The organism is Halobacterium wangiae (assembly GCF_021249345.1).
In the GTDB taxonomy this organism is placed as follows: Archaea; Halobacteriota; Halobacteria; order Halobacteriales; family Halobacteriaceae; genus Halobacterium; species Halobacterium wangiae.
In genome coordinates, this window is sequence record NZ_CP089588.1 from 270,742 (window position 1) to 282,313 (window position 11,572).

The window sequence follows — 11,572 nt, forward strand, 5'->3', positions numbered from 1 at the left end:
CGGGGTGACACTTACTCGCTCCGGGCTACCGCGACGTCTGTACGTTCGTGCTCCCGCAGTCGGGGCACTGCGTCATCGCCCCGAGTGTGGGGTGCGTCGCCGTCCCCCAGTCTTCCAGGAGAGCCGAGCGCCCGCACTTCGCACACCGCAGTGTGGGAACTGATTCGGCCATGTGTGCTACTTCGTCGCACGCAGTGAAATAGTTCCCGGCGGACCTGTACTCGGGGGTGGAGTGGACGCGTCCGGCAGAAGCCGTAACCCGTTTTCCCGCTGGCGTCCTACGGCGGGTAGTGACAGACATCTCGAAGGAGGCGTTCCACGACGCACTCGAGTCCGTGGGACGCCCCGTCGCCACCGCCGCACAGGTCGCGCGGGCGCTGGGGTGCACGCAGGCCGAGGCCGCCGAGGCCCTGGACGAACTCGCCGAGCGCGGTGACGTCGAGCGGGCGGGCGTGGAGTCCGACCCCGTGGTGTGGTACCCGCGGGACTGGCTCGAGCTGACCGACCGCGAGCGCGTCGTGCCGTTCCCGGGGCGCCGCGAGATCATCGTCGACCAGCCCGCGCAGTTCACGCGCGCACAGCTCTCGCGGTTCGCACACCTCGAAGACACGACGCGGACTGGGAGCTACCGCTACGTCGTCCGGGAGGAAGACGTCTGGGCGGCGCCGTTCGAGTCCCTGGACGCGCTGCTCGAGGCGATGCGGCGCGTGCTCCCGCGCGAGGTTCCCGGCCTCGAGGACTGGGTCGAGGAGCAGTGGACGCGAGCGACCCGATTCCGCCTACGGACCCATGACGACGGCTACGTCGTCCTGGAAGCGAAGAGCGAGAGCCTGCTCGGGAACGTCGCCGAGCAGAAACTCGCCGACGACGTGCTGCGCGCGAAGATATCGGACACGGAGGCGTGGGTCGCCGAGGAGAAGGTCGCGGAACTGAAGCGCACGCTGTACGAGGCGGGCTACCCCGTCCGGGACGACCGCGACCTCGAGACCGGGGACCCCCTCGACGTCACGCTCAACCTCGAACTGCGGGACTACCAGGCCGACTGGGTGCAGCGGTTCGTCGACGCGAACTCCGGCGTGCTCGTCGGGCCCCCGGGCGCCGGGAAGACCGTCGCCGCGATGGGCGCTCTCGAAGCGGTCGGCGGCGAGACGCTGGTGCTCGTTCCGAGCCGCGAACTCGCCGCGCAGTGGCGCGACGAACTGCTCGCGCACACCTCGCTCACCCGCGAGGAGGTCGGCGAGTACCACGGTGGCAGCAAGGAGGTCCGTCCCGTGACCATCGCGACGTACCAGACCGCGGGCATGGACCGCCACCGCCACGTCTTCGACGACCGGGAGTGGGGGCTCATCGTCTACGACGAGGCCCACCACATCCCCTCGGAGGTATTCCGGCGCTCCGCTGACCTCCAGAGCAAACACCGCCTCGGCTTGAGCGCCACACCGGTCCGCGAGGACGACCGAGAGATGGACATCTACACGCTCATCGGGCCGCCCATCGGGACGGACTGGGACGCGCTGTTCGACGCGGGCTACGTCGCGGAACCGGAGGTCGAGATACGCTACGTTCCGTGGTTGGACGACGACGCGCGCTACGAGTACGCCAGCGAGAGCGGGCACACGCGTCGGCGACTCGCCGCGGAGAACCCCGCGAAAGACGAGGAGGCGCAACACCTGCTCCGCCAGCACCCCGACAAGCAGGCGCTCGTGTTCGTCGACTACCTCGAACAGGGTCACCGACTCGCGGACGTCCTCGACGCGCCGTTCGTGAGCGGGGAGACGCGCCACGTGGAGCGCGAGTCGCTGTTCGACCAGTTCCGCACTGGCGCACTTGACACGCTCGTCGTCTCCCGCATCGGGGACGAGGGCATCGACCTGCCGGACGCCGAACTCGCCGTCGTCGCGTCGGGGCTCGGCGGCAGTCGGCGGCAGGGCGCCCAGCGCGCCGGCCGGACGATGCGGCCGGGCGGCCAGTCGCTGCTGTTCGTGCTAGCGACCCGTGGCACCGAGGAGGAGGACGACGCGCGCAACCGGATGCGCCACCTCGCGGCGAAGGGCGTGCGCGTTACCGAGTCGGGGAGCGACCGTGACTGACGAGCGCCTCCGGGACCTCCACGACCACCTCGTCGCGACCGGCGAACTGCCGGTCGAGCGGTCGGCGAGCCACTACCTCGGGGAGGCCGAGGCCGTGGTCGAAGACGCACTGGAACCGGGGACCACCGAGGCGGTCGTACAGCGGCGTGTCGAGCAGGCCCGGGAGCTGCTCTCGAACGTCGAGGAGACCGGTGACGAGCGCGCTGACGGGCACGTCGAGGCCGCGCGGGCGTGCTGTACTGAGCTCCTCGACGACTGACAAAATTTCCGGGTCGACCGGCCGCGAACTATCACTGCTGAGAGACGGCACCCACATTTTAAATACGAGGTTCGTCATCGCTCCCCTAGTCAGGGTGACCGCAGTACAATGTTCGAATTTCTAACGAGTGTAGTCGCCGGCGTCACCGGCTCGGCGAGCAGCGCCGACGCCGACAGCTCGGCGGGCGGCGGCGTCGAGCCGCCCGGCGACCTGGACGGAGACGACCACGACCCCGAGGCGTGGCGGGAACGAGCGACGGTCGGCTCCGTCGTCGAGAGCATCATGGACGGGATGGGCTACCCCATCTTCATCGTCGACGACGAGGGCTACTTCACGCAGCTCAACGAGGAGGGTCGGGAGCTGTTCGGCCGCGAGCCGGGCGAGCTGTACGGCGACTGCCTCTTCGACTACGACGAGGCCGACAACTCGGTGATGCGGAAGGTCCTCGAGACCGGCGAGGCGGTCCGGAACCTCGAGGACACGGTCAGCGTCGACGGCGAGGAGGTCCCGGTCAACCGCACCGTCATGCCGTTCTTCGGGGCCGACGGCGACGTCGTCGGCGCCCTCGAGATCAACGAGGAGATCACCGAGCGTGTCGAGTTGCGCGAGCGCGAGGAGCAACTCGAGGCCTATCAGAGCGAGGTCGTCGACGAACTCAAGGAGAGCCTCGACGCGCTCTCCCAGGGTGACTTCACCGTCGAACCCGAGGTCCGCGAACCCGACGCCGACTTCGAGGCCATCAGGAACGTCTACTGGGAGTTCGACGAGATGGCGTCGGACCTCGACCACGCGGTGCGGACCACTCGCGAGTCGCTGACGACCGCCCGCGACCACGCCGCGGAACTCGACGAGATCGCGGAGACGCTCAGCGAGGCCAGCGAGGAGGCGAGCTCGGCGATCGGCGAGATCGAGGCGTCCAGCGACCAGGTCTCGGAGGTCGCCCAGCAGCAGACCGAGCGCACGGAGCGCGCTGAGGCGAACGTCTCGGAGCTCTCCGCGACCGTCGAGGAGATCGCGGCGACCGCCCAGGAGATCGACCGTCTGGCCGAGGACGCCAACGAACTCGCCTCCGAGGGGACCGACGACGCCGAGGACGCGATCGAGCGGATGGAGGCCGCGATGGCCGCCTCCGAGCGCAACATGGAGGTCGTCCAGTCCCTCGAGGAGCGGATGGACACGATCAACGAGATGACGGAGATGATCGACGAGATCGCCGATCAGACCAGCCTCCTCGCGCTCAACGCGAACATCGAAGCCGCGCGCGCTGGCGAGGACGGCAGCGGCTTCAAGGTCGTCGCCGACGAGGTGAAGGCGCTCGCCGAGGAGTCCAAGGAGGCCGTCGCCGAGATCGCGGAGATCGTCGACGACCTCAAGGACGGCATCGACACCACCGCCGAAGCGATCGGCGACAGCAACGAGGAGGTCAAGCAGGGCGCCGCCGCCGTCGAGGACGTCGTCGACCGCATCGAGGAGATCGACGAGGCCATTGCCGAGACGAACCACGGTCTCAGCGAGATCACGAGCGCCACCGAGGACCAGGCCGAGAGCGCCGAGACGGTCCACCAGCTCGTCGAGGAGGTCGCCGACTCCAGCCGCGACGTGAGCGGCCGCATGCAGCAGGTCGCCGCGGGCGTCCAGCAGCAACGCGAGTCCGTCACCGACGTCGCCGACCAGTCCCGCGACGTCGACGACATCGCCGACGATATGGCCGCCAGCCTCACGGACTTCCGCCTCGACGAGGACGAGCGAGCGACCGTCGACGACGAGTAGTCCCGACGCGCGGTCACCCCCTTCTGCGGTCGCACCAAACCAGAAGCGACCGCTACGCCGTCAGGTATCCACTCGAGAGAACAGCCGACTGGCGACCTCCACGCTCGTGTTGCGTGCGTGGAACGCCGAGAGACGCATCGCGTCTCCCGTACACCGCGCTCGTGTTACTCGCGCGGAACGCCGATACCCTCGCTGCGCTCGGCTATCGTACCCCGCGTGGTAGTGCGACCGCGGGATGCCGAGAGAGGGGTACGCTACTCGTCGCCGCGCGGCACGCCGTTGTCGTACCGGGGCAGGTAGTCGCGACCGCCGGCGTCGACCTGCAGTTCGTCGTCCTTGACGACGACCTCGCCGCCGACGATGGTGTGGGTCGGGAGACCCGTCAGTTCGTCGCCGTGGAACGTCGAGTAGCGGGGCTCCATCGTGTGGTAGAAGTCGTCGTCGACGACCTTGCTCTTGTCTAGGTCGACGATGACCATGTCGGCGTCCGACCCCTCGACCAGCGCGCCCTTCCGGGGGTAGAGGCCCCAGCGCTTGGCGTTGTTCTCGGCGCAGATCTCGACGAGGCGTTCCATCGAGATGCGGTTCTTGTTGACGCCCTCGCTCATCATCACGGGGAGGAAGTACTCGATGCCGTTGTTGTCGCCGGGGATGGCGTCCCAGATGTCGCCGTGCTTGCCCGTGTCCTTCTCCTTGAACTCGAGTTTGTGCGGGCAGTGGTCGGTGCCGAGGTAGTCGACGGTGCCGTTGCGGAGGCCCTCCCAGAGGCGCTTCTGGGACTCTTCGCCGCGGAGCGGCGGGCTGATCTTCCCCCACGTGCCGAGTTCCTCGTCGTGTTTCGTGTGGCTGAGGAACGCGGGGAGCGTCTCTGCGTGGACGTTGACGCCCTGGTCCTGCCAGCGCTCGCAGATGTCGACGCCCTCGCCCGTGGACATGTGGACGATGTACGCGCGGGAGTCCGTGTACTCGGTGAGGCGAGCGATCTGCTCGATCTGCATCGCCTCACAGATGTTCGGCGCGGACTCCGACCACGCGAGGAGGTCGTTGCGGCCCTCCTCCTGGAGCTCCTTGCGGCGCTCGTAGGCGAGGTCCTCGTTCTCCGCGTGGAACATCACGACGCCGTTGTTGATCTCGGAGACCTTGTCGAGCACCTTGTAGGTGCGGCCGGCGTCGGAGTGGTCGATGCCGAGTTCGGGGCTGGCGTGCTTGTACCAGTTGAAGAAGATCTTGAACGAACGGATGCCCTCCTCGGCCAGGCCTTCGATCTCGTCGACGTGCTCGTCCTGGTGGACGATCGCGTGGTACGCGAAGTCGATGTAGGAGTTCTCCTCGCCCGCCTGCTTGAAGAACTCCATGTCCGGGAGGTAGGGGTCCGGCTGGAGGAGGAAGTTCACGACGGTGGTGACGCCGCCGTGGACCGCCCCGCGGGTCTCGGTCTCGAAGTCGTGTTCGAGGCCCTCGTGGTAGTCGTACTCGTAGCGCGAGAGCCCCCAGTGGACGTGCGGGTCGATGAACCCGGGAATCAGGTAGTTGCCCTCTGCGTCGATGGTTCGTTCCGCGTCGGGGAGGTTGGCTTCCGTACCCACCGACACGATCTTGCCGTCGCGCGACGCCACGCCACCGTCGATCGTGCCCGACGGAGTGACGACGCGCGCATTGACGACTCTCAGGTCTGCGGACTGCGTGCCCATACAGGAGAAATCGCGCTCCCCCACTTAAGTTTACGCATGCTGTGTGTGACCGGATTCCGAACCTATACGTGAACGTGGTGGTAACTCGGGGTCGTCAGCCCAATGGAGAGAGCCATCACTATCGGCGGTGCCGGTATGACGCGCTTCGCCTCGGACGCCGACGCCGACGTCAGAACGCTGCTGGAGCGTGCGTCGTCGCGCGCGCTCGACGACGCGGGCGTCGCTGGCCACGAACTCGACGCCGTCCACGTCGGGAACATGGCCGCGGAGGCATTCGAGGACCTCTCGGGCCTCCACAACGCGCTCGCGGCGAGCCTCGGCGCCCACGGCGCGCAGGCCGACCGCGTGGAGAACACGAGCGCGAGCGGCGCGAGCGCGTTCCAGCGCGGCGTACAGGCGGTCGCCTCGGGCGCCGCGGACACCGTGCTCGTCGCCGGCGGCGAGCGCATGTCCAGTGCGAGCACGGAGACGGCCACCGGCGTCATCGGGAGCATCGTCCACCCCGAGGAGTACGCCCACGGCGTCACGCTCCCGTCGTTCGGCGGCCTCGCCGCGGACGCCTACCTCCGGCGCTACGACGCGCCCTACGAGGCCCTCGCCACGGTCGCCGCGAAGAACCACGCGAACGGCGCGAGAAACGAGTACGCGCAGTTCCAGAAGGAGGTAACGGTCGAGGACGCCGCCGACTCCCCGCTCATCGCGGACCCCCTCCGCCTCTACGACTGCTGTCCGACCAGTGACGGCGCGGCCGCGCTCGTCCTGCAGGCCGACGGTGGCGAGGTGACGGTCCGGTCCTGCGAGAGCGCGGTCGGCACGCACGCCGTCGCGGAGCGCGACGACCCGCTCGAGATCGAGAGCGTCGCGACGGCGGGCGAGCGCGCGTTCGTCACCGCCGACCGCGACCAGGCGGACGTCGACGTCGCGTGCATCCACGACGCGTTCACCGTCCTGGAACTGCTCGAACTCGAGGAACTCGGCTTCTACGACGCCGGGGAGGCGTGGCAGGCGACGATGGACGGCGAGACGCGCCGCAACGGCGACCTGCCGGTGAACCCCGGCGGCGGCCTGAAGGCCCGCGGCCACCCGCTCGGCGCGACCGGGGTCTCCCAGCTCGTCGAACTCGTCTGGCAGTTGCGGGGCGAGGCCGACGGCAGGCAGGTGGACTGCGAGACCGGCCTGGCGGTGAACGTCGCCGGCTTCGGGAACAACGCGGTCTGTTCCATCTTGGAGGTGAGCACATGACTGCGACTGAGTGCGAGACCTGCGGCGAGCAGTGGGCGTACGACCGCGTCCGCTGTCCGAACTGTGGCGGCGAAACGTTCGCGGACGTCGAACTCGGCGAGGGCGTACTCGTCTCCACCACCGTCTCGCGGGTGACGCCACCGGGCGTCCGGGAGCCGAACCCGCTGGGAATCGCCCGGTTCGGCGACGTGGCGCTGACGGCACAGCTCGTCGACGAGGAACTGAGCGCGGGCGACGAGGTGGTGCTGACGGGCGACTACGAACTCCGCGAGGGGCACCGCGGCCCGCGGCTGGAACGCGCCTGAGTACCCGGCGGAGACTCGCCGGGCGCGTCCGAGGGAGTCACTCCAGGCCGATGTTGTCGGCCAGCGCCTCCTGGCACTCCCTCGAGCGTTCCGGGTGGACGACGACCGGTTTCCGCTTGTTCTCGACGTGTACGACGAGCTTCTTCCGCTTGCGGTACGTCCGGTAGAAACTGTAGACGCCGACTGCCGCGAACGCCACGCCGACCAGCGGGTTGCGCGTCGCCACGACGTAGCCACCGACGCCCACGAGGAGCAGGCTCATCACCGCGATGTCCCACTCGAGGAGCCGCCGGTCGATCTTCTGGATTGCCTCGTTGGCGATCTTCACCCGCTCCTCCCCACCGCGGTCGACGTACACCGCATCCTCGGAGTAGCCGATCCAGCCGCCGGTGCGCAGCGGCATGCGCGTGATCTCGACGGAACGGCGTTCCTGTCCCTGCTCACTCATGGTCGAAAGAAACTGCAGTGGTTCTTTTGCGTTGCGGAACCGCGGACGGTTAGTCGTCCGCGAGTTTCTCGTTCGCGGGTTCGCCGCCGGGCATGTACCGTTCGTGGTACGGCTCGAAGGCGTCCTCGTCCTCGGTGATGTCCTCCCAGGCGGTGAGGCCGCGTTCCTCCGGCGTGCCGGGGATGGTGTTGTCGAGGATGAACGCGGCGATGCCGCCGACCGCGATCTCGGTGCCGAGGATGATGCTGAGGGTCGTCGCGACCTCGGGGATGCCGAGGACCGAGCCCAGGACCGGCACCTGCGACATTCCGGCCTCGAAAGTGATCCCCTCGGCGTTCTGAACGCTCGAGATGTACTGCGGGATGGACAGGCCAGCGAACAGCCCGAACCCGAGCACGAACACGTTGCGGTTCTGGTTCAGGTCGACGTGCTGGAGCTGCGAGAGCCCGACACCGACGATCTGTGCGAACATCGCGAGGAACAGACCGCCGACGATGGCGCTCGGGATGGTGGTGACGAACGCACCGAAGTACCCGACGTAGCCGACGACGATCATCACCACGGCGCCGATCTGGACGACGTAGCGGGAGGCGACGCCGGTGATACCGATGGCGCCGACGTTCTCCGTGTAGGACGTGGAGCCGTTACCGGTCCCCATGATCCCCGCGAAGACGTTGCCGAGGCCCTCCATACCGAGGCCGTGGTTGATGCGCTTCTTGTTCGGGGCGCCCTCGCCAGCCATCCGGGCGACGGAGTGGTAGTCTCCGAAGCTCTCGATGGCCGACGCGAGCATCCCCGCGATCATACCGGCTGCGAACGACGGCGTGAACAGCGGCATACCCCACTGGAACGGCGTGATCGGGCGGAGTGCGGGCGCCTCCCGGATGGCCGAGAAGGAGACGATGTCGACGATACCCGCGACCGAGAGCACTACTGCGAGCAGGTACGCCGCGCCCAGTCCCAGTAACACCGGGAAGAGCTTGAACACCCGCGAGTAGTCCTCGAGGTACTGCGAGAACAGGACGATGAGTACGAGCGTCAGTCCCGCGAGGTACCAGTTCTGCGAGGCGCTGATGATCTGTGGCACTCCGATTAGTGCGAGCCCGATGAGGGCGATGACCACGGAGATGACCAGCGGCCCGATGTACTTCTTCAGGCTACCGAAGATGCCGAAGTAGCCGATGAGCACCTCGACGGCACCGGCGATGATGATGGCACCCTGGAGCTCTCGCATCAGTACGGTCGGTTCTGTCGTCCCGGAGGCCGTCAACACGGTGATGATGGCGATTGCCGGACCGAGCATCGAGAACGTCCCACCCTGCACGATGGGGTAGCGGTTCCCGACGGTGGTCTGTGCGAGCGTCGCGATGCCCGAGACCACGAAGAACGTCCCGACGAGCTGGGCGGTCTGGCCCCCGTCGAAGCCGAGAGCGCCCGCGAGAACGAGCGGGATGGCGACCGTCGCACCGATCATCGTCAGCCAGTGCTGGGTTCCCAGCAGTATCGACTGGCCGAGTGGCGGCTTGTCCTCGATACCGTACTCTACCATCGAGGCTTCGCTCCCACCGTCTGGTACCATCTCGGGGTCACCCGAACTGTTCGTCCCGTCTACAGTGTCTGAATTGTCGTCTGTCATGTGAATGCCCTCCGTCCTGGAGTGGAGTGCCCCTGTGTGTGGTTCGCATCCATACCGGGCACGTACCTTTCTCTACTAACATACATTATAAAACTGCCGCCAATTCCGGGGGACAACGTGTCGTTATCGGGTTGCCTGGGGGGAAACGTATTTGCGGATGCTACCGGTCGTTGACGTATGGCGAGCACCAGCGAACCAGCGTACAGTGTCCACGCCGACCTCGACGTGATGATCGAGGCGCGTGACGGCACGGGACTGGCGACCGACATCTACCGACCGGCGGACCCGGACACCCGCGAACCCATCGACGAACCGCGGCCCGTCATCCTCGACCGGACGCCCTACGACAAGACGGGTGGGCGGACCCGTCACGGCGAGTGGTACGCCTCCCGGGGGTACGTCATCGCTATCCAGGACGTTCGTGGGCGCTTCGACAGCGAGGGCGAGTTCTACATCAACAGCGACGAGGCGGAGGACGGCGCGGACACCGTCGAGTGGCTCGCCGACCAGGAGTTCTGCGACGGGAACGTCGTCACGCTCGGGACCTCCTACGGCGCCTGGGTGCAGAACGCACTCGCCACGCAGGACCCCAACGGCCTCGCCGGGATGTTCGTCAACATGGGCGCCGCCAACGGCCGGAAGAAGACGTTCCGCCACAACGGCGCCTTCGAGCAGCGCTGGCTGTCGTGGGCGCTCACGCTCGGCGCCGGCTTCGCCCACGAGAGCCTCGCAGACCCGGACGTCCAGCAGGTGTTCGCGGACGTGGACGTCCGCGAGGTGTTCGAGAACGGCCCCATCCAGCGCGGCGAGTCCGCGCTCGCCGAGTTGCCCCAGTACGAGGACTGGGCGTTCGAGATCATGACCACGGCGTCGGCGAGCGACGACTACTGGCAGAACCCGAGCGTCAACTTCGAGCGCTACTACGACGAGTCCGCCGACGTCCCGACGGTGTACTCCGGCGGCTGGTACGACTCCTACACGGGCGCGACCTGCGACAACTTCGTCGGCCTCGCCGACCGGAAGGACAGCGACCACTACCTCCTGATGGGACCGTGGACGCACCTCGCGCGCCTCCCGGGCGGCCACGACCACAGCGAGAACCTGCTGTTCCCGCCACTGACGTGGGAGCACCCGACCGCTGGCGACCTGGCGTTCGGGGAGAACGCGACGATGAACTACCGCGAGACGCGCAAGCAGTTCTTCGACCACTACGTCCTGGGTGAGGACTCCTGGGACCTGCCCCGCGTCCAGTACTTCATGATGGGGCTGGGCGACGGCCACCAGACGGACGAGGGCAACCTGTTCCACGGCGGCGAGTGGCGCAGCGCCGACGAGTGGCCACCCGAGGGGACGGAGATGACGAAGTTCTACGCCCACGGCGACGGCACGCTCTCCACCGAGCAGCCGTCCGCGAGCGAGTCGTACACGTCCTACGAGTACGACCCCGAGGACCCGGTCCCGACCATCGGCGGCAACACCTCCTCCTATCTCACCTACGAGCCGCGCGAGGAGCCAGTGGGAGCGTACCCGCTGGGCGACCGGAACATCATCGACTTCGCTGGCCGCGGCGGCTACGACCAGCGCACGGACGAGGACACCTTCGGCGCCAGCGAACCGTACGGCCCGCTCAGCCAGCGCGACGACGTGCTCGTCTTCCGCACGCCGCCGCTGGAGGAACCGGTCGAGATCGCGGGCCCGATTCGCGTCCGCGTCTTCGGCGAGACGGACGCCCCGGACACGGACTTCACGGCGAAACTGATCGACGAACACCCCGAGTCCGAGGACTACCCCGACGGCTACGACCTGAACCTCTCGGACTCCATCTGCCGCGCGCGCTTCCGGGGCTACCGCGACGAAGCCGACTTCGTCGAACCCGGCGACGTCTACGAGTTCTACATGGAGCCGTACGACACGGCGAACCGCTTCAAGGCCGGCCACCGCATCCGTCTCGACATCTCCTCGTCGAACTGGCCGCGCTTCGACGTCAACCCGAACACGGGCGGCCCGCTGTACACGGACGACGACTACCAGGTCGCGGAGAACACCGTCCACCACTCGGCGACGCATCCGACGCACATCGAACTCCCCCTCCAGCCGAGCAGCGAGTAGCGGCGGAGAAAAAGACCGCGAC

9 protein-coding genes are annotated in these 11,572 nt (G+C 67.7%); 6 read left to right on the plus strand and 3 right to left on the minus strand.

Features of this window, described 5'->3' with window-relative positions:
- The first annotated feature begins 290 nt into the window (after positions 1-290).
- The 3 genes from LT965_RS01405 to LT965_RS01415 all read left to right on the plus strand — a co-directional run bounded on the left by LT965_RS01405 (position 291) and on the right by LT965_RS01415 (position 4,119).
- Positions 291-2,090, plus strand: a complete 1,800-nt coding sequence (locus LT965_RS01405) for a DEAD/DEAH box helicase (RefSeq protein ID WP_232702231.1) — start codon at positions 291-293, stop codon at positions 2,088-2,090.
- Positions 2,083-2,349, plus strand: coding sequence for a DUF8152 family protein (locus LT965_RS01410; protein ID WP_232702232.1), 267 nt, complete (start codon positions 2,083-2,085; stop codon positions 2,347-2,349). The genes LT965_RS01405 and LT965_RS01410 overlap by 8 nt, the downstream gene beginning before the upstream one ends.
- A 108-nt stretch (positions 2,350-2,457) precedes the next feature.
- The gene (locus LT965_RS01415; RefSeq protein WP_232702233.1) at positions 2,458-4,119 is read left to right on the plus strand and encodes a methyl-accepting chemotaxis protein; all 1,662 of its coding nucleotides are present in this window, start codon (positions 2,458-2,460) and stop codon (positions 4,117-4,119) included.
- Positions 4,120-4,373: 254 nt separating this feature from the next.
- On the opposite strand, the gene LT965_RS01420 is transcribed toward LT965_RS01415, so the two are convergent.
- Positions 4,374-5,810, minus strand: coding sequence for a dihydroorotase (locus LT965_RS01420; protein ID WP_232702234.1), 1,437 nt, complete (start codon positions 5,808-5,810; stop codon positions 4,374-4,376).
- 102 nt (positions 5,811-5,912) lie between these two features.
- Between LT965_RS01420 and LT965_RS01425 the strand changes: the two genes are divergently transcribed.
- Both LT965_RS01425 and LT965_RS01430 read left to right on the plus strand, forming a co-directional pair.
- Positions 5,913-7,052, plus strand: a complete 1,140-nt coding sequence (locus LT965_RS01425; protein WP_232702235.1) for a thiolase family protein — start codon at positions 5,913-5,915, stop codon at positions 7,050-7,052.
- Positions 7,049-7,357, plus strand: a complete 309-nt coding sequence (locus LT965_RS01430) for a Zn-ribbon domain-containing OB-fold protein (RefSeq protein ID WP_232702236.1) — start codon at positions 7,049-7,051, stop codon at positions 7,355-7,357. Before LT965_RS01425 ends, LT965_RS01430 begins: the two co-directional genes overlap by 4 nt.
- 37 nt (positions 7,358-7,394) lie before the next feature.
- Here the strand turns inward: LT965_RS01430 and LT965_RS01435 are convergent, their stop codons facing one another.
- Positions 7,395-7,805: a hypothetical protein gene (locus tag LT965_RS01435; protein WP_232702237.1), complete on the minus strand. Its 411-nt coding sequence runs from the start codon at positions 7,803-7,805 to the stop codon at positions 7,395-7,397.
- 49 nt (positions 7,806-7,854) lie between these two features.
- The gene (locus tag LT965_RS01440; protein ID WP_232703604.1) at positions 7,855-9,354 is read right to left on the minus strand and encodes a uracil-xanthine permease family protein; all 1,500 of its coding nucleotides are present in this window, start codon (positions 9,352-9,354) and stop codon (positions 7,855-7,857) included.
- 264 nt (positions 9,355-9,618) lie between these two features.
- On the opposite strand from LT965_RS01440, the gene LT965_RS01445 reads away from it, so the two are divergent.
- Positions 9,619-11,550: a CocE/NonD family hydrolase gene (locus tag LT965_RS01445; RefSeq protein ID WP_232702238.1), complete on the plus strand. Its 1,932-nt coding sequence runs from the start codon at positions 9,619-9,621 to the stop codon at positions 11,548-11,550.
- The last annotated feature ends 22 nt before the right edge of the window (positions 11,551-11,572 follow it).